General features: G+C 66.5%; 16 protein-coding genes. 12 read left to right on the top strand and 4 right to left on the bottom strand.

What is annotated here, in order from left to right:
• Window positions 1-9: 9 nt before the first annotated feature.
• Window positions 10-870, top strand: a complete 861-nt coding sequence (locus VCS63_RS07335) for a MaoC/PaaZ C-terminal domain-containing protein (RefSeq protein WP_063642257.1) — start codon at window positions 10-12, stop codon at window positions 868-870.
• The gene (locus VCS63_RS07330; RefSeq protein WP_063960616.1) at window positions 867-2,102 is read left to right on the top strand and encodes a CaiB/BaiF CoA transferase family protein; all 1,236 of its coding nucleotides are present in this window, start codon (window positions 867-869) and stop codon (window positions 2,100-2,102) included. Before VCS63_RS07335 ends, VCS63_RS07330 begins: the two co-directional genes overlap by 4 nt.
• Before the next feature lie 149 nt (window positions 2,103-2,251).
• Here VCS63_RS07330 and VCS63_RS07325 read toward each other — a convergent pair whose 3' ends face one another.
• Both VCS63_RS07325 and VCS63_RS07320 read right to left on the bottom strand, forming a co-directional pair.
• Entirely contained in the window at window positions 2,252-3,775 is a 1,524-nt protein-coding gene (locus VCS63_RS07325; protein ID WP_042796468.1) for a fumarate hydratase, read from the bottom strand.
• 78 nt (window positions 3,776-3,853) lie between these two features.
• A complete protein-coding gene (locus VCS63_RS07320) occupies window positions 3,854-4,621 on the bottom strand; it encodes a crotonase/enoyl-CoA hydratase family protein (protein ID WP_042796467.1) in 768 nt (255 codons plus the stop codon).
• Window positions 4,622-4,901: 280 nt separating this feature from the next.
• Here VCS63_RS07320 and glyQ point away from each other — a divergent pair, with 280 nt between their 5' ends.
• From glyQ to def, 8 genes are read left to right on the top strand one after another with little or no spacing between them, the layout of a single operon-like run.
• Window positions 4,902-5,813, top strand: coding sequence for a glycine--tRNA ligase subunit alpha (glyQ, locus tag VCS63_RS07315; protein WP_042796466.1), 912 nt, complete (start codon window positions 4,902-4,904; stop codon window positions 5,811-5,813).
• Window positions 5,814-7,952, top strand: a complete 2,139-nt coding sequence (glyS, locus tag VCS63_RS07310) for a glycine--tRNA ligase subunit beta (protein WP_149065151.1) — start codon at window positions 5,814-5,816, stop codon at window positions 7,950-7,952.
• A complete protein-coding gene (gmhB, locus tag VCS63_RS07305) occupies window positions 7,949-8,488 on the top strand; it encodes a D-glycero-beta-D-manno-heptose 1,7-bisphosphate 7-phosphatase (protein ID WP_042796464.1) in 540 nt (179 codons plus the stop codon). Before glyS ends, gmhB begins: the two co-directional genes overlap by 4 nt.
• Before the next feature lie 4 nt (window positions 8,489-8,492).
• A complete protein-coding gene (locus tag VCS63_RS07300) occupies window positions 8,493-9,221 on the top strand; it encodes a lysophospholipid acyltransferase family protein (protein WP_042796463.1) in 729 nt (242 codons plus the stop codon).
• Window positions 9,208-10,230 carry a M48 family metallopeptidase gene (locus VCS63_RS07295; RefSeq protein ID WP_149065152.1) on the top strand — a complete coding sequence of 341 codons (1,023 nt, stop codon included), beginning with the start codon at window positions 9,208-9,210 and terminating at the stop codon, window positions 10,228-10,230. Before VCS63_RS07300 ends, VCS63_RS07295 begins: the two co-directional genes overlap by 14 nt.
• A 27-nt stretch (window positions 10,231-10,257) precedes the next feature.
• On the top strand, window positions 10,258-11,400 hold the full coding sequence (locus VCS63_RS07290) for a 2-aminoethylphosphonate--pyruvate transaminase (protein WP_164793417.1): 1,143 nt from the start codon (window positions 10,258-10,260) through the stop codon (window positions 11,398-11,400).
• A gap of 11 nt (window positions 11,401-11,411) precedes the next feature.
• A complete protein-coding gene (gene gloA / locus VCS63_RS07285; RefSeq protein WP_042796461.1) occupies window positions 11,412-11,807 on the top strand; it encodes a lactoylglutathione lyase in 396 nt (131 codons plus the stop codon).
• 49 nt (window positions 11,808-11,856) lie between these two features.
• Entirely contained in the window at window positions 11,857-12,390 is a 534-nt protein-coding gene (gene def / locus VCS63_RS07280) for a peptide deformylase (RefSeq protein WP_042796460.1), read from the top strand.
• A gap of 36 nt (window positions 12,391-12,426) precedes the next feature.
• Here the strand turns inward: def and VCS63_RS07275 are convergent, their stop codons facing one another.
• Window positions 12,427-14,682 carry an acyl-CoA dehydrogenase gene (locus VCS63_RS07275; RefSeq protein ID WP_323879134.1) on the bottom strand — a complete coding sequence of 752 codons (2,256 nt, stop codon included), beginning with the start codon at window positions 14,680-14,682 and terminating at the stop codon, window positions 12,427-12,429.
• Between the two features lie 153 nt (window positions 14,683-14,835).
• On the opposite strand from VCS63_RS07275, the gene VCS63_RS07270 reads away from it, so the two are divergent.
• Window positions 14,836-16,065 (top strand): nucleoside recognition domain-containing protein, encoded by a 1,230-nt coding sequence (locus VCS63_RS07270; RefSeq protein ID WP_063960636.1) that lies wholly within the window; start codon window positions 14,836-14,838, stop codon window positions 16,063-16,065.
• 55 nt (window positions 16,066-16,120) lie between these two features.
• Here the strand turns inward: VCS63_RS07270 and pyk are convergent, their stop codons facing one another.
• Window positions 16,121-17,563 (bottom strand): pyruvate kinase, encoded by a 1,443-nt coding sequence (gene pyk, locus VCS63_RS07265; RefSeq protein WP_063642262.1) that lies wholly within the window; start codon window positions 17,561-17,563, stop codon window positions 16,121-16,123.
• A 107-nt stretch (window positions 17,564-17,670) separates the two neighbouring features.
• Between pyk and VCS63_RS07260 the strand changes: the two genes are divergently transcribed.
• Complete coding sequence (locus VCS63_RS07260; protein WP_063642358.1) at window positions 17,671-18,813, top strand: glycerate kinase; 1,143 nt, start codon at window positions 17,671-17,673, stop codon at window positions 18,811-18,813.
• Window positions 18,814-18,833: the final 20 nt, after the last annotated feature.

The raw sequence follows: 18,833 nt of genomic DNA, 5'->3' as shown, positions 1-18,833 counted from the left end.
ACCGCCGCCATGCCCCTGGACTACGACACCGTGAAGAACTGGCGCTTCGACGAGGTGCGCCAGCGTTACGACGAAAAGGACACCATGCTGTACGCGCTGGGCATCGGCCTGGGACAGGATCCCGAGGACGCCGGCCAGCTGCGCTACGTGTACGAAAAAGGCTTGCGGTCCTTTCCGACCATGAGCGTGGTGCTGGGCTATCCTGGCTTCTGGGTCCGGGACCCGCGTGCCGGCATAGACTGGGTGCGCGTCGTGCACGGCGAGCAACGGCTGACCATGCACGCGCCTCTGCCAGCCGCGGGCGTGGTCACGGGTAGAAGCCGCAACACGCATGTGATCGACAAGGGCGCCGACAAGGGCGCCATCGTCATTACCGAACGCACCTTGCACGACGAAGACGGCGCCTGCCTGGCCACCTTGCGACAAAGCACGTTCTGCCGCGGTGACGGCGGCTTCGGACAGGGAGACGACAGCCCCGAAGCCCTGCCTGCAGCGCCCGATGGCGCCCCGGACCTGCGCTGCGAGATCCGCATTCCCGCCAGCGCGGCGCTGCTTTACCGGCTTAACGCGGATCGCAACCCGCTGCACGCGGACCCCGAGGTGGCGCGCCAGGCCGGCTATCCGCGCCCCATCCTTCACGGGCTGTGTTCCTACGGCGTGGCGGCGCATGCCATCGTGAAAAGCTGCTGCGACTACGACGCTTCCCGCCTCGTGAGCCTGAACACACGATTCTCGGCGCCCGTGTATCCCGGCGAAACCCTGCAATGCGACATCTGGCGCATGCCGGATGGCCAGGTACGCTTTCTGGCCCGCACGCTGGAGCGCAACGTCGTCGTGCTCAGCAACGGCACGGCGGAGCTGAAGCCATGACGCGGCCCGCCGCCCTGACCGGCATCCGGGTGCTGGACCTGTCGCGCATCCTGGCCGGGCCATGGTGCACGCAGAACCTGGCCGACCTGGGCGCCGACGTCATCAAGATCGAACGCCCCGGCGTGGGTGACGACACGCGCGCCTGGGGGCCGCCGTTCCTCAAGGACGGCGACGGCCAGGACACCGAGGAATCCGCCTACTATCTCAGCGCCAACCGCAACAAGCGTTCCGTCGAAGCCGACATGGCAACGCCCGAAGGCGCGGCGCTGATTCGCGAACTCGCGGCCGCCAGCGACATCCTGGTCGAAAACTTCAAGGTGGGCGGCCTCGCCAAGTACGGCCTGGACTACGCCAGCCTGAAGCAGATCAACCCACGCCTGATCTATTGCTCCATCACCGGTTTCGGTCAGGACGGCCCCTACGCGCAACGCCCCGGCTACGACTTCATGATCCAGGGCATGGGCGGCCTGATGAGCATCACCGGCGAACGCGACGACCTGCCCGGCGGCGGTCCGCAAAAGGCCGGCGTAGCAGTGACCGACATCGTCACCGGCATGTACGCCACCGTGGCGGTGCTGGCGGCCTTGCAGGAACGCCATAACAGCGGACTAGGCCAGCACCTGGACATCGCCCTGTTGGACAGCCATGTCGCCATGCTGGCCAACCAGAATTCCAACTACTTCAACTCCGGCGTGGCGCCGCAACGCGCCGGCAACGCGCATCAGAACGTCGTGCCCTACCAGGTGTTCGCCGCCAGCGATGGCCACCTGATCGTGGCCACAGGCAATGAAACGCAGTACCGGGCGTACTGCCGCGCCATCGGCGCGCCCGAACTGGGCGACGACCCGCGCTTTGCCACCAACCGCATGCGCCTGGCCAATCGAGAACTGCTGGTCGGCCTGCTGACCGAGATCATGCGCCAGGGCAAGCGCGACGACTGGATCGCCAAGCTGGAAGCCGTGGGCGTGCCCTGCGGACCGATCAACGATATCGCCCAGGCCCAGGCGCATCCGCAAGCACAGGCGCGGCAGCTGCGCCGCGATATGCCGCATCCGGCTGGCGGCGTGGCTGCAGTGACGGCCAGCCCGTTGCGGCTGTCGGCCTCGCCGGTGGAGTACCGTCGCGCACCGCCGCTGCTGGGGGAGCACACCGAGGAAGTGTTGCGGGAGGTGCTGGGGAAGACGCAAGAAGAGATCGCGGCGTTCTGCGCAGAGCTGGAAAACAGCAACTAAGCCGCAGGCAAACAAAATCACCATCACACTCAAGTGAATCATGTATGTCATGTCCGGCCGCGCGGGCGGCCTACGAAGCACTAGGCACTAAAGCCAAAAAAAAACGGCCACCAGTCCACTGGCAGCCGTTTTTCTCACAGCCTACGGAATCAAGCCACAGCGACCGGAATCTTCCCGATCTTGGCCTGCCATTCCTTCGGGCCCGTGGTGTGGACCGAAGTGCCCTGAGCGTCAACCGCCACGGTCACCGGCATGTCCTTCACGTCGAACTCGTAGATGGCTTCCATGCCCAGGTCGGCAAAGCCCAGTACCTTGGCGCCGCGGATAGCCTTGGACACCAGATAGGCAGCACCGCCGACAGCCATCAGATAGGCCGAGTTGTGCTTCTTGATGGACTCGATCGCGACCGGGCCGCGCTCGGACTTGCCGATCATGGCGATCAGGCCGGTCTGCTCCAGCATCATGTCGGTGAACTTATCCATGCGGGTGGCGGTGGTGGGGCCGGCGGGGCCGACCACTTCGTCACGCACCGGATCGACCGGACCCACGTAGTAAATGACGCGGTTCTTGAAGTCCACCGGCAGCGGCTCGCCCTTGGCCAGCATGTCCTGGATGCGCTTGTGCGCGGCGTCGCGGCCCGTGAGCATCTTGCCCGACAGCAACAGGGTCTGGCCCGGCTTCCAGCTAGCCACTTCTTCCTTGGTCAGCGTGTTCAAGTCGACCTGCTTGGACTTGTTGTAGTCCGGCGCCCAGTGCACTTCCGGCCATTCGGACAGCGACGGCGGATCCAGGCGCGCGGGGCCCGAGCCGTCCAGTTCGAAGTGAGCGTGACGCGTGGCGGCGCAGTTCGGGATCATGGCCACGGGCTTGGAGGCCGCGTGGGTCGGGAAGGTGCTGATCTTGACGTCCAGCACGGTCGTCAGGCCGCCCAGGCCCTGTGCGCCGATGCCCAGCGCGTTGACCTTTTCGTACAACTCGATGCGCAGTTCTTCCAGCTTGCTCTGCGGACCGCGGGCCAGCAGTTCATACATGTCGATGTCTTCCATCAACGACTGCTTGGCCATCAGCATGGCCTTTTCGGCGGTGCCGCCGACGCCGATGCCCAGCATGCCCGGCGGGCACCAGCCGGCGCCCATCGTCGGGACCGTCTTGAGCACCCAGTCCACCAGCGAATCGCTCGGATTGAGCATGGCGAATTTGGATTTGTTTTCCGAACCGCCGCCCTTGGAAGCGATCTGCACGTCGACCTTGTCACCCGGGACCAGTTCGACGTGCAGGATACAGGGCGTGTTGTCGCGCGTGTTCTTGCGCGCGAACAGCGGGTCGTCCAGCACCGAGGCGCGCAGGGGATTGTCCGGATTCAGATAGCCGCGGCGCACGCCTTCGTCACAGAGTTCCTGCAGGGTGCGCTTGGTGTCGAAACGCACGCCCATGCCAACCTTCAGGAACACGTTGACGATGCCGGTGTCCTGGCACAGCGGGCGCTTGCCTTCCGCGCACATGCGCGAATTCGTCAGGATCTGAGCCATCGCGTCGCGCGCTGCAGGGCTTTCCTCACGCTCATAGGCGCGGGCCAGATGGCGGATGTAGTCGACGGGATGGTAGTAGCTGATGAACTGGATGCCATCGGCTATCGACTGGATGAAGTCTTCTTCTTTGATGATGACTGACATGGCGATATGCGGGTGTGGATGGATAACGTAAAAACGCGGCCGGCGTGACCGGCCGCGCGCGGGTGCTTGAAGCCTATTTTATTTCCCTTGCCAGACCGGCTTGCGCTTCTCGGCGAAGGCCGTCGCGCCTTCCTTCGCGTCGGCCGACGAAAAGATGTGCGCGATCAGCGGACGCTGCTGGTCGAACATGCTGGCCTGGTCCCAGTCCCCCGACTGCGCCACGATGCTCTTGGCGGTCTGCACCGCCAAGGGGCCGTTCTCGACGATGGCGCGTGCCAGCTCCAGCGCGCCGGCCAGGGCGGCGCCCGGTTCGGTCAGGCGGTTGACCAGGCCGAAAGAGTGAGCGCGTTCGGCGGTCAGCATTTCGCCCGTCAGGATCACTTCCATGGCGATGTGGTACGGCAGGCGACGCGGCAGGCGCAGCATGCCGCCCGCGCCCGCCACCAGGCCGCGCTTGACTTCGGGGAGGCCGAACTTCGCATTGCTGGCGGCCACGATCAGGTCGGAAGCCAGCGCCATTTCGCAGCCGCCAGCCAGCGCGTAGCCTTCCACCGCGGCAATCAGCGGCTTCTTGGGCGGGCGTTCGTTCAGACCGGCGAAACCACGGCCTTCCACATAGGGGCGCTGCCCGGACTTGGCAAAGGCCTTCAGGTCCATGCCCGAGGAGAACGTGCCGCCGCCGCCCGTCAGGATGCCGATGCGGATGTCGTCGCGGCTGTCCAGCTGGTCCAGCGCCGCAGCCATCGCTTGCGCGGTTTCCAGGTTGATGGCGTTCTTGGCCTCGGGACGGTTGATCGTGATGATCTGGATGCCGTCGGTGACTTCTACCTTGATCAGGTCTGACATGGGACTGCTCCTTCCGGGAATTCTCGGAATCGGGGTTCCGGGTTTTATATAAGACTTGGTGCGTAACCTGGAATCATACGATCATTGGTTTCCAGGCGCAGGGCAGGCCCCCGGGCGGCGTCCACCAGTGGCACACTCGCCCAGGGGAGAGCCGCCCGGAATGGCCTAGATGTAACCGTGGTTCAGGGCTCCGGGAGCCGGGCCGCCCCAGGCCAGTTAAAATGCCGGGTTTCCCACGCCCAGGGCAAGCCTTGCCCGGCGGCCGAATTCCAAGAATCCTATGCTCACCTTTCAGCAAATCATCCTTACGCTCCAGGAATACTGGGACAAGCAGGGTTGCGCCCTGCTGCAGCCCTACGACATGGAAGTCGGCGCCGGTACCTCGCATACCGCCACGTTCCTGCGCGCGATCGGCCCGGAGCCCTGGCGCGCCGCCTACGTGCAACCTTCGCGCCGTCCCAAGGATGGGCGCTACGGCGAAAACCCCAACCGCCTGCAGCACTACTACCAATATCAGGTCGTGCTGAAGCCCGCGCCCCCTGAAATCCTGGATCTGTACATCGGTTCGCTCAAGGCGCTGGGCATCGATCCGGCCGAGCACGACATCCGCTTTGTCGAGGACGACTGGGAAAACCCCACGCTGGGCGCCTGGGGCCTGGGCTGGGAAGTCTGGCTGAACGGCATGGAAGTCACCCAATTCACCTACTTCCAGCAAGTGGGCGGCCTGGATTGCACGCCAACCACGGGTGAAATCACCTACGGCCTGGAACGCCTGGCCATGTACCTGCAGGACGTGCAAAGCGTGTACGACCTAGTCTGGACCGAAGGCGCGAACGGCAACCGCGTGCTGTACCGCGACGTGTTCCACCAGAACGAGGTGGAGCAGTCCACCTACAACTTCGAGCACTCATCGGCCGAAATGCTGTTCTCGCACTTCAACGACTATGAAGCCGAGGCCAAGCGCCTGATGGACGTGCCGCTGGCGCTGCCCGCCTACGAGGCCGCGCTGAAGGCCGCGCACACGTTCAACATGCTGGACGCGCGCGGCGCGATCAGCGTCACCGAGCGCGCCGCCTACATCGGCCGCATCCGCAACCTGTCGCGCGCCGTCGCACAGGCCTACTACGATTCCCGCGAACGACTGGGCTTTCCCATGCTGGGCCGCGACAAGGCCGCCGGGGAGGCAGCATAAATGACGACGAACATCCGCCCGCTGCTGGTCGAACTGCTGACCGAAGAACTCCCGCCCAAGGCCCTGCAGAAGCTGGGTCAGGCCTTTGCCGAAGGCGTGCGCGCCACGCTGGAGCGCCATGGCTTGCTGGCCGCCGGCTGCGCCGCGACCGCGTATTCCACGCCGCGCCGCCTGGCCGTGCACCTGTCCGCCGTGCTGGCGCAGGCGCCTGACCAGCCCTACGCCGAAAAACTGATGCCGGTGAAGATCGGCCTGACCGATGACGGCCAGGCCACGCCCGCGCTGCAGAAGAAGCTGGCCGCCAAGGGCCTGGAAAACATCGACCTGTCGACTCTGGAACGCGAATCCGACGGCAAGCAGGACTACCTGGTTGCCCGGGGCACGGCTGCGGGCTCGCAACTGGCGGCCGGCTTGCAGGAAGGCATCGACGCCGCCATCAACGGCCTGCCCATCCCCAAGGTCATGCGCTACCAGTTGGCCGACGGCGTCACCACCGTGAAGTTCGTGCGTCCGGCCCACGGCCTGGTGGCCCTGTTTGGCGCCGACATCGTGCCGGTGTCCGCATTGGGCCTGGCCGCCGGCCGCGACACGCTGGGCCATCGCTTCATGAGCACGGGACCGGTGTCCTTCGCCGATGCCGACGCTTATGCCGCCACCCTGGCTGAAAAGGGCCGCGTGGTGGCGTCGTTTGAAGGCCGCCGGGACGAAATCCAGCGCCAGTTGCTGGATCACGCCGGCCGCCTGAATGCGACGCTGGGCGACGACCCGGAAGTTGCCGCGCTGCTGGACGAAGTCACGGCCCTGGTCGAACACCCGACTGTCTACGTCGGCCAGTTCGAAGAGCAATTCCTGCAAGTGCCGCAGGAATGCCTGATCCTGACCATGCGTCTGAACCAGAAGTACTTCCCGCTGTTCGATCCGACCTCCGGCCGCCTGACGCACCGCTTCCTGATCGTCAGCAATATGCACGCCGCCAATCCGATGAACATCATCGAAGGCAACCAGCGCGTGGTGCGTCCCCGCCTGGCAGACGCGCAGTTCTTCTTCGAAACCGACCGCAAGACGCCGCTTGCGGCGCGCGTCGAACAATTGGGCACGATCGTCTACCACAACAAGCTGGGTACTCAGCTCGAGCGGGTGGAGCGCGTGCGCGCCATCGCGCGTGGCGTGGCCGAACAGCTGGGCGGCGACGTGTCCGCCGCCGACCGCGCGGCCATGCTCGCCAAGGCCGACCTGGGTTCCAACATGGTGGGCGAATTCCCCGAGCTGCAGGGCGTCATGGGCGCGTACTACGCGGCCGGCGACGGCGAACCCGACAGCGTGGTGCAGGCCCTGCGCACGCAGTACCGCAACCGCTATGACACGCCGGTCACCAACGATACGTTGACCGCGGCCGTCCTCTTCATCGCCGAGCGCGTCGAAACCATGGTCGGCATCTGGGCCATCGGTCTGGCGCCCACCGGCGAACGCGACCCCTTCGGCCTGCGCCGCGCCGCGCTGGGCCTGATCAGCGCGTTCGAGCAATTGGCCGCGGGCGGCTGGCTGAAGATCAGTGAAGCCGGTCCGCTGTCGCTGGACGGCCTGCTGGAAATGGCCGCGGGCACGTTCCCGGCTGGCAAGATCCCGGCCGATACCCTGGCCGAGGTCCGCACCTTCATCTATGAACGCTACCGTAACCAGCTGATCAATGAATTCGACCGCAATGCCGTCGAAGCCGTGATCGCGCTGACCCCGCCGCTGCATCAGGTGGCGGAGCGCGTGCGCGCCGCAGCTGCCTTCGCGCAACTGCCCGAGGCCGCCAGCCTGGCCGCTGCCAACAAGCGTATCGGCAACCTGCTGAAGAAGGCCGAAGGCGAGATTGGCGCGGTCAACGATGCCGCGCTGGTGGAGCCGGCCGAAAAGGCCCTGGCCGCCGCCGTATCCGCGCTGCGTCCGAAGGCCGAGGCGCAACTGGCCGCCGGCGACTTCGCCGGCAGCCTGTCCACGCTGGCCCAGGTCCGTGAACCCGTTGACGCCTTCTTCGCCGACGTCATGGTCATGGCCGAAGACCCGGCCGTGCGCGCCAACCGGCTGGCCCTTCTGGGCCAGCTGCATGGCCTGATGAACCAGGTCGCTGACATCTCCAGGCTGGCACAGTGAAACTCATCATCCTAGACCGCGACGGCGTCATCAACCAGGACAGCGATTCGTTCGTCAAGAACCCCGACGAATGGATCGCGCTACCCGGCAGCCTGCAGGCCATCGCCCGGCTGACGCAGGCGGACTGGAAGGTGGTGGTCGCCACCAACCAGTCGGGCCTGGCTCGCGGCCTGTTCGACATGGACACGCTGACCGCCATCCACACCAAAATGCGGCGCGAGCTGGCGGCCGCGGGCGGCAGCGTCGACGCCGTCTTCATGTGCCCGCACGGTCCGGACGACAACTGTTCCTGCCGCAAGCCCAAGCCCGGCATGTTCGAGCAGATCGGACACCGCTACGATATCGATCTGGCCGGCGTGCCGGCGGTGGGCGATTCGCTGCGCGATCTGCAAGCCTCGTCCTCGGTCGGCTGCTCGCCCTGGCTGGTGCTGACCGGCAACGGCAAGAAAACGCTGGCCAAGGGCGGCCTGCCCGACAACACCCGCGTGTGCGACGACCTGTCGGCCGTGGTCGACGCCTTGCTGCAGGACCATTGATCCAATGGCCCGGCTACGTTCACTGCTGTACATCCTGTTCCTGACCGTCACGGTCATTCCCTACGCATTCGCCTGCATTCTGTGGGCGCCATTGCCCCTGCACTGGCGTTACAAGCTGACCGTGGGCTGGCCCCGCCTGGCCATCTGGGGTGCGCGCTTCTTCTGCGGCATCCGCTGGCAGGTCAAGGGCTGGGAAAACCTGCCCGACGGGCCCGCGGTGCTGCTGTCCAAGCACCAGTCGGCCTGGGAAACGCTGTTCTTCCCGGCCTATATGCCGCGCGAAGTCTGTTTCGTCTACAAGAAGGAACTGCACATGGTGCCGTTCTTCGGCTGGGGCCTGGCGCTGCTGCGCATGATCGCGATCGACCGTTCGAAGGGCCGCGATGCCTTCGAACAGGTGGTCAAGCAAGGCCAGACCCGCCTGGACGAAGGCCGCTGGCCGCTGCTGTTCCCCGAAGGCACCCGCGTCGCGCCCGGCAAGACGGGCCGCTTCAAGATGGGCGGCGCGCTGCTGGCGTCGCGCACTGGCGCCATGGTCATCCCGGTAGCGCACAATGCCGGCGAATGCTGGCGCCGCAACGCCTTCGTGAAATATCCGGGCCTGGTCACCGTGTCCATCGGACCCGCGATAGAATCCAAGGGTCTCTCCCCCGAGGAACTGAACCAGAAGGTCCAGGACTGGATCGAAGGGGAAATGCGGCGTCTCAATCCAGAAAGGTATGGCCAGCACTGATCAGCTCGAACTCCTGTTCGACGAACAGCAGCACGACGCGCCCGTGGGCGCGCCGCCGCTGAGCGCCGCGCCAAAGCCCCCGGTCCCGCCTCGTGCGGCCCGGCCTGAGGCGGAACCGCCTGACCCGGCCCGGCCTAAGACGGCCCCGCCCCAACCCCTCTTTCCTGATTTGTCGGCCGCCGCCCCCGCGGGCGAACCGCTGTTGACGCTGTCGCCCAACGCGGCCTCGCGCGTCCCGACGCCCTGCCCCGATCCCCTGCCGCCCGGCGCGCGCTGGCGCGAAGTCTCGACGGACCAGCAGCCCATCGGCTTCGTGTTGCTGCGCTCGCGCCGCCGCAGCATCGGTTTTGTAATCACCGACGACGGCCTGCGCGTCACCGCCCCGAACTGGGTCACGCTGACGCAAGTGGACGACGCCGTGCGCGAGAAATCGCGCTGGATCCTGACCAAGCTGCGCGAATGGCATGCCCGCAAGCAGCAGCTGGCCATGGCGCACACGCGCTGGCAGGCAGGCGGCGAGCTGCCCTACCTGGGCAAGCGCATCGTGATCGGCGTGGGCGGCGACAGCCGCCAAGCCCGCTTGTCCGGCGACGCCGACGCGCCCCAGGATGGCGACACGCTGTGGCTGGCGCTGCCGTCCTCGGCGGACCAAAGCCGCATCCGCGATTCGGCGCAGGCCTGGCTGCAGCAGCGCGCCGGCGCCTGGTTCGGCGCGCGCCTGGCCCATTTCCTGCAGGTGAGCGGGCTGAAGATCCGGCGCTGGCGTCTGTCTTCGGCCGCCACGCGCTGGGGTTCGTGCACCAGCGACGGCAACATCATGCTGAACTGGCGCCTGATCCATTTCGCGCCGGCCATCATCGATTACGTCATCGCGCACGAGCTTGCCCATTTGCGTGAAATGAACCACAGTCAGGACTTCTGGCGCGAAGTCGGCCAGATCCTGCCCGACTTCGAAGACGCCAAGAACATCCTGCGGCGCCACGACCCCGCATCCCTGCCCCAGTTCTGAGTGCGCAAGCACCTTGGAGACCAGAAAATGTTGCTGCTGATTCCGGGCCCGGTCACGACCGACGCGCGGGTAAAGGCCGCCATGGCGCAAGACTACGCGCCATGGGACAACGATTTCCGCCAGACCTACCGGCAGGTCTGCGCTGGCGTGCTGCGCGTGGCGCAAGCATCCCCGGACGAGTACGCCGCACTGGCGCTGCCTGGCTGCGGCCACTTCGCCGTCGAAGCCGCGATCCGTACCTTCGTGCCCGCAGGCGGTCGTCTGCTGGCGCCCTCCACCGGCGCCTATGCCGCCCGCCTGCAGAGATTGGCCAGCGACGCGGGCCGCGTCGCCGTGCCCCTGCCTGTCGGCCCGGTCGAACGGATCGACCCCCAGGCCGTCGCGGCAGCGCTGGAACAGGATCCCACCCTCACGCACCTGGCGCTGGTCTATAGCGAGACCGGCAGCGGCATCTGCCACGACGTGCCTGAACTGGCGCGCGTCGCGCACGCGCTCGGTCGCCGCGTCATCGTCGACGCCGTGTCCGCGTTCGGCGCCCTGCCTTTGGACCTGGGCGCCCTGCCCGCCGTGGAAGCCGTGATCCTGACGGCCAACAAATGCCTGGAAGGCACACCCGGCGCCGCCTTTGTGGTCGCTCGGCGCGACAGCCTGGAGGCCGCCGGCGGCACCGCCGGCAGCTGGTCCCTGGACCTTGCCGACGTCTACCAGCTAAGCCTGCAGCCCAATGCCGGCCCGCGCTTCACGCCGCCCGCGCCCACGCTGGCGGCATTGGCCGTGGCGCTGGACCTGCACCTCGAGGAAGGCCGCGAGGCCCGCCTGGCGCGTTACACGGCGAACATGCGCACGCTATATGATGGCGTCAAGGAACTGGGCCTGACTCCGTACCTGCCGCCCGCCCTGCAGGGCCCCATCGTCGTCAACGTCCGGGCGCCAGATGCGCCAACCTGGAACCTGCAATTGTTCGTGGACGCCCTCAAGCGCCGCGGCTACGTGCTCAGCAACTTCTACAACACCGAACAACCTTCGTTCCGGGTCGGCTGCATCGGCGCCTTCGGGCCTGGCCAGATGCAGCAGGCAGTCGACGCCATGGGCGGCGCGCTGCGCGACATCGGCATCACCCGGGAAACCGCCGGCAACGGCGGATTTTTCCCGCTCCCTCTCACCGCTTAAGGAAACATCCCATGCGTATGCTCCACACCATGCTGCGAGTCGGCAACCTCGACAAGTCCATCGACTTCTACACCAACGTGCTCGGCATGCGCGTCCTGCGCCGCAACGACTACCCCGACGGCAAGTTCACGCTGGCCTTCGTGGGCTATCAGGACGAATCCGAAGGCGCCGTCATCGAGCTGACCCATAACTGGGACACGGACAAGTACGACCTGGGCACCGGCTACGGCCACATCGCCCTGGAAGTGGACGACGCCTACGAAGCCTGTGCCAAGGTCAAGGAAAAAGGCGGCAAGGTCACGCGCGAGGCCGGCCCGATGAAGCATGGCAAGACCGTCATCGCCTTTGTCGAGGACCCCGACGGCTACAAGATCGAGTTCATCCAGAAAAAAGGCCGCCAGGACTAAGTCCCGGCCCATCCGGAAGCTCGCTCGGCCAACGCCAGGAAGACCCCCCATGATCCACACCATCCTGAAAATGGGCGACCCGCGGCTGCTGCGCGTGGCCGCGCCCGTGGAACGCTACGACACGCCCGAGCTGCACGCGCTGATCGACGACATGTTCGAAACCATGGCCGCGGCGCAAGGGGTGGGTCTGGCTGCGCCTCAGATTGGCGTGGACCTGCAACTGGTGATCTTCGGCTTCGACCGCAACGAACGCTATCCGGATGCGCCCGCGGTGCCCCAGACCATTCTGTGCAATCCCGTCATCACGCCGCTGTCGGACGAGATGGAAAATGGCTGGGAAGGCTGCCTGTCGGTGCCGGGCCTGCGCGGCCTGGTGCCGCGCTACCGCCGGATCCGCTACAGCGGGCGCGACCCGTACGGCCAGATGATCGAACGAGAGGCCGACGGCTTTCACGCCCGCGTGGTGCAGCACGAGTGCGACCACCTGATCGGCCGCCTCTACCCGTCGCGCATCCAGGACTTCACCAAGTTCGGATTCACGGAAATCCTGTTCCCGGACATGGATCCGAACCAGGACGACTAGGCGGCAGCTTCCGCCATGCGGTAGCGTGGGCCCCGCCTAGGCCTCCTCGGCCCCCACGGCGGCCGCCTTCGCGGCCTGCGGCGACAATGCTTCCGGCGCGAAGTCATCCACCTGCAACACCTTCGACACCAGGGCTTCCGCCTCTTCCAGTTCCGCCGCCTGCGCGTCGGTGATGGCGCCGCGCTGGTGGGCCTCGCGCCAGTCGCGCACGCCAGACTGGCGCAGCCGGTCACGCAGGGGCTGCACGGCATCCGCCAGCGCAAACGCCCGCGTCAACAGCCCCACCGGATCGTCGCCCGCCGCGCCCGCTTCGCGATGCAGGTCCGCCGCCAGCCGCGCGTGCGTGGGTGAAGGCTTGAGCAGCAACTCCGCGCATTCGCGGGTCAATGCGTCGCCCGGTCCCTTGGCCAGCCGCAGCGGCAGAATGGCCGCACGCAGCCCCCAAGCCAATACGCGGCCCGGCAGGTTGCGCAGGACCTGGTCCATGCTTTTCTCGATGCTTGCGTAGCCTTGCTCCAGGCACCAATGCACCAGCGGCAGGTCATCGTGCTTGCGGCCCTCGTCCTCCCAGCGCTTGAGCACGGCAGACAGCAGGTACAGCTCGGACAGGATGTCGCCCAGGCGCGCCGAAATCATCTCGCGGCGCTTGAGGCCTCCGCCCAACTGCGCCAGCGTGGCGTCGGCCAGGAGCGCAAAGCCGGATGCGTACCGCCCCAGCCGCCGATAGTGTCCCGCCACCGGCCCGGATGATGGCGCGGGCGCGAGCACCCCGCCGGTCCAGGCCCGGCCGATGGCGCGCAGGGCGTTCAAGCCCGTGTGGCGCAGATGGCGCCAGAACACGTCATGGAAGACCTCCATGCCGCGGTCTTCGTCGGGATTGCCCAGCGCCAGGATTTCCGGCATCAGGTACGGATGCGCGCGGATGGCTCCCTGGCCGAAGATGATCAGGTTGCGCGTGAGGATATTGGCGCCCTCGACCGTGATGGCAATGGGCACGGCGCGGTATAGCGCACCCAGGTAATTGCTGGGGCCGTCGATGACCGCGCGTCCGGCATGGATGTCCATCGCGTCATTGACCGAGCCGCGCATGCGTTCGGTGGCGTGGTACTTCATGATGCCCGACACCACCGCCGGCTTGACGCCCAGGTTCAGCGCGGCGCAGGTCAGGCGCCTGGCGGCTTCCACCAGATACGCATTGCCCGCAAGCCGCGCCAGCCCTTCCTGCACGCCCTCGAACTTGCCGACGGGAATGCCGAACTGTTCGCGCACGCGCGCATACATGCCGGTGGTGTGCGCGCACATCGCCGCGGCGGCGGCCGACAACGACGGCAAGGAAATGCCCCGCCCCGCCGCCAGCGCACTCATCAGCATCTGCCAGCCGTGGCCGGCGCGCTCGGCGCCGCCGATCAGCGCGTCCAACGGCACGAACACGTCACGTCCGCGGTTAGGGCCGTTCTGGAAAACCTGCATGGCGGGAAGGTGGCGACGCCCGATCTCCACACCCGGCGCTTCGGTCGGCACCAGCGCGACCGATATGCCGATGTCCTTGGAACCGCCGAGTATGCCGTCCGGATCCGACAGTTTGAAAGCCAGGCCCAACACTGTCGCGACCGGCCCCAGCGTGATGTAGCGCTTGTGCCAGTTCAGCCTGATACCGATCAGTTCACGCCCGTCGACCACCTGGCGGCAGACCACGCCGGTGTCCACCATGGATGCGGCGTCCGACCCCGCTTCGGGGCTGGTCAGGCCGAAGCAAGGGACTTCGCGGCCATCCGCCAGTCGCGGCAGCCAATAGTCCCGCTGCGCCGGCGTGCCGAACTGCATCAGCAATTCGCCGGGGCCCAGCGAGTTCGGCACCATGACGGTAACGCCCGCGGTGATGGAATAGGCGGAGATGCGGCGCACCACCTCGGAATGCGCGTAGGGCGAGAAGCCCAGGCCGCCGTAGCGCCGCGGAATGATCATGCCGAAGAAGCGCTCGGCCTTCAGGAAATCCCACACTTCCGGCGGCAGGTCGCGGCGGTTCCAAGTGATGTCCCATTCGTCCAGCATGGCGCACAATCGGGCCAGCGGGCCATCGATGAAGCGCTGTTCGTCCGCGGTGAGCGTAGCCGCCGGCACGGCGAGCAATTTGCGCCAATCGGGGTTGCCGGTGAACAGGTCTGCGTCCCACCAGGTGTCCCCGGCCTCGATGGCTTCGCGCTCGGTCGCCGACATGGCCGGCAGCGCATTGCGCGCCCAGCGGTAAGCGGGTTCCGAAATGCGGCGTCGGCGCCAGGCATTGAAGTCCATGAGTTTTCCTCACTGTTATGGCCCCAGACCCCAGGGCGTATCAGGTCAAAGTACCAGAATTGGCGGCGCCGGGCCAAGCTGTGGCTTACCGACTCTGCGACAATGGGCGACGGCGCGCAGCGCGCAATCCATCGCTATCCGGGCAGTCTCCGCATGCTGAACAAACTCTGGCTGGGCTTTTTCCTTACCGCGGCCGCGGCGGCGCTGTACCGCTGGCTGATCATCGGCGACCCTGACGTCTTCCGCCTTATGGTGGCCAGTCTGTTCGACATGGCCCGCGTGTCGGTGGAAGTGATGGTGCTGCTGTTCGGCACGCTGACGCTGTGGCTGGGCTTTTTGCGCATCGCCGAAGGCGCGGGGCTGGTGGAAAAGCTCGCCCGCGTGTTGGGGCCGCTGTTCGCCAGGCTGATGCCGGGGGTGCCGCGCAACCATCCGGCCATCGGGTTGATCACGCTGAACTTCGCCGCCAATGGCCTGGGGCTGGACAATGCCGCCACGCCCATCGGGCTGCGCGCCATGCGCGAATTGCAGTCGCTGAACCCCACGCCCGAAACCGCCAGCAATGCGCAGATCCTGTTCCTGGTGCTGAACGCCTCGTCGCTGACTTTGCTGCCCGTGACGCTGTTCATGTTCCGCGCGCAACAGGGCGCCCCGGATCCGACGCTGGTGTTCCTGCCCATCCTGCTGGCCACCAGCGCGTCGACCTTGGCGGGTTTCCTCGCGGTGGCGGCTTGCCAGCGGCTGCGCCTCATCGATCCGGTCGTCATGCTGTGGCTGGGCGGGGCGGCGCTGCTCATGGGTGGATTCATGGCGCTGCTGGCCAGCATGTCGGCAGCCGCGATCGCCTCGCTGTCCTCGTTGCTGGGCAACCTGGTCCTGTTCGGCATACTGATCGCCTTCTTGATCGCGGGCGCCTGGAAGAAGGTGCCGGTCTACGAGGCCTTCATCGAGGGAGCCAAGGAAGGCTTCGACATCGCCAAGAGCCTGCTGCCCTATCTGGTTGCGATGCTGTGCGCGGTGGGCGTGCTGCGCGCCTCGGGCGCACTGGACTTCCTGCTGGACGGCATCCGGTGGCTTGCGGTGCAGGCCGGCTGGGATACGCGTTTCGTGGACGCGCTGCCCACGGCGCTGGTCAAGCCTTTCTCGGGCAGCGCGGCGCGCGCCATGATGCTGGAGACCATGACGCATTTCGGCGTCGATAGTTTTCCCGCGCTGCTGGCCGCGGTGGTGCAAGGCAGCACCGAGACCACCTTCTACGTGCTGGCGGTGTACTTCGGATCCGTGGGCATCCTGCGCGCCCGCCACGCGGTGGGCTGCGCCCTGGTCGCCGACCTGGCCGGCGTGCTGGCGGCCATCGGCGTGTGCTACTGGTTCTTCGGCTGAACCGTTCCGTGCCTGACGAGGGCGGCCGGCGTGCGGCGCCCTCGCCCCCCGCGGGTCAATCCACCAGCAGGATCTTCATGCCGTTGGTGCCGCCGCTGTCGCGGTAAAAGTCGCCCTTGGTCAGGATCACCCAGTCGCCGGTCTGCACCAGGTTGCGTTTGCGCAGTTCGTCGATGGCCGCGTTGCTCAGGTCGGCGGGCTCGTAGTCCGACGGCGCGAACGGAATGGTGTACACCCCGCGGAACATGGCCACGCGGTTCTGCGTGATGCTATGCGGGCTGTAGCAATAGATCGGCACGCCCGAGCGGATACGCGACATGATCAGCGGAGTGTGGCCGCTTTCGGTCAGCGAAATGATGGCCTTGACGCCAGGAAAGTGATTCGCTGCGTACATCGCCGCCAGCGCGATGGTCTCGTCGCAACGCGTGAAGGTCTCGCCCAGGCGGTGATGAGACTTGGTCGACGTGGGGTGCTTTTCCGCGCCCAAGCAAACGCGGGCCATGGCCTGCACGGTTTCCACGGGATACTGGCCCGAGGCGCTCTCCGCCGACAGCATGACGGCGTCGGTATAGTCCAGCACGGCGTTCGCCACGTCGGAGACTTCGGCGCGCGTGGGCATGGGACTGGAGATCATCGACTCCATCATCTGCGTGGCGGTGATGACGACCTTGTTCAGGGTGCGGGCATGCTGAATGATGCGCTTCTGAATGCCTACCAGCTCGGCGTCACCCACTTCCACGCCCAGATCGCCGCGCGCCACCATGACGCCGTCGCTCGCGCGGATCAGCGAGTCCAGCGCCTCGTCGTCGGCCACGGCTTCGGCGCGTTCGATCTTGGCAATGATCCAGGCCTGGCTGCCGGCGGCTGCCAGCAGCGTGCGCGCCTCGTCGATGTCGCTGCCGTAGCGCGGGAAGGACACCGCCACATAGTCCAGCTCCATTTCGGCGGCGAGCTTGATGTCGACGCGGTCCTTGTCGGTAAGGCTGGGAGCGGACAGGCCGCCGCCACGGCGATTGATGCCCTTGTTGTTCGACAGCGGGCCGCCCACGGTCACGGTGGTGCGGACCTCGTCGCCCTCGACGCTATCCACCACCAGCACCACGCGGCCGTCATCCAGCAGCAGCTCGTCGCCGACGCGGCAGTCCTGCACCAGTTCGGGATAGTCGATGCCGACGATGCTGGCCGTGCCGGCCTCCTTGGGATGGACGCGCGACAACGTGAACGGCTGCCCGACCTGCAACTGGACCAGCTTGTCCGTGAAGCGCGCGATGCGGATTTTGGGCCCTTGCAGGTCGCCCATGATGGCGACGAAGCGCCCTTGCTTGGCAGCGATCTCGCGCACCATGCGGGCGCGTTCGCGGTGGTCGTCCGCGCTGCCATGCGAGAAGTTCAGGCGGGCCACGTCCAGGCCCGCGCGGATCAGCGCTTCAATGCGTTCAGGCGTCGAAGTCGAGGGTCCCAGGGTGGCGACAATTTTGGTGCGGCGCAATACGGGCATGACGATCCACTCTCGCTAAAACAACAAAAACGCTATGGTACGCCGGCCGCGCGCGCGCAGGTATCATGGACATCATCTCAACCGCAAAACCTACCTCGACCGAACCCGTGAAAATCGTCATCGCCCCTGATTCGTTCAAAGAAAGCGTTTCCGCGCCCGATGCGGCGGCAGCCATTGCACGCGGCGTGACGGCCGCCTTCCCTGGCGCCCATACGGTGTGCATTCCGATGGCCGATGGCGGCGAAGGCACGGTGGAAGCCGTACTCGCCGCAACCGGCGGCAAGGAACAGTTGCTGACGGTGAACGACGCGCTAGGCTATAAGGTCGACGCCGTATGGGGCTTGTTGGAAGACGGCACGGCGGTCATTGAAATGGCGGCGGCAGCTGGCCTCGAACTCATCGCGCCATCCAAGCGCGATCCAATGCGGGCCAGCAGCCACGGCGTGGGCGAACTGATGCTGGCCGCCTTGAACGCGGGCGCCAAGCGCATCATCCTGGGCCTGGGTGGATCGGCCACCAATGATGCGGGCGCCGGCATGCTGACGGCCCTGGGCGTGCGGCTGCTGGATGCCGACGGCCGCAGCCTGCCGCCTGGCGGCGGCGCGCTGGGCAAGCTGGCCAGCATCGATACTCAAGGCCTGGATCCGCGCCTGGCCGGAATCCGCATCGACATCGCCTCGGACGTGGACAACCCCTTATGCGGGCCGCAGGGCGCTTCGCACGTGTTCGGTCCGCAAAAAGGGGCGACGCCCGAGCAGGTGTCTGCCCTGGACCAGATGCTGGCAAATTTCGCCGACGTGTGCGCGAAGCACCTGGGGGCTGACCATCGCAATGAGCCCGGTGCGGGTGCTGCGGGTGGCCTGGGATTCGCGGCCAAGGCCTTCCTGAACGCCAGTTTCCGTCCCGGCGTGGAGATCGTGGCGGAACTGGGCGGTCTGGCCCAGGCGGTCGAAGGCGCGACCCTGGTGTTCACCGGTGAAGGCCGCATGGACGCACAGACGCTGCGTGGCAAAACACCGGCCGGAGTGGCGAAGATCGCGCAACGCGCGGGCGTACCCGTGGTGGCGCTGGCGGGGTCGCTAGGCCCGGGCTATGAAGCGTTGCATGCCTGCGGCATCAGCGCCGCCTTCAGCCTGGCACCCGGCCCGATCACCTTGCAGCAAGCGCTTACCGACGCCGAGAAATTGCTGGCTGACCGCGCCCGCGACATCATGCAACTCTGGATGGCCGCTCAAAAGCGCATGCTGTAGATGCCGATTTGAACCTGCCT

It is taken from the genome of Achromobacter sp. D10 (assembly GCF_035282245.1).
GTDB lineage: Bacteria > Pseudomonadota > Gammaproteobacteria > Burkholderiales > Burkholderiaceae_B > Achromobacter > Achromobacter insolitus.
This window is presented reverse-complemented; position numbering and strand designations above follow the sequence as displayed.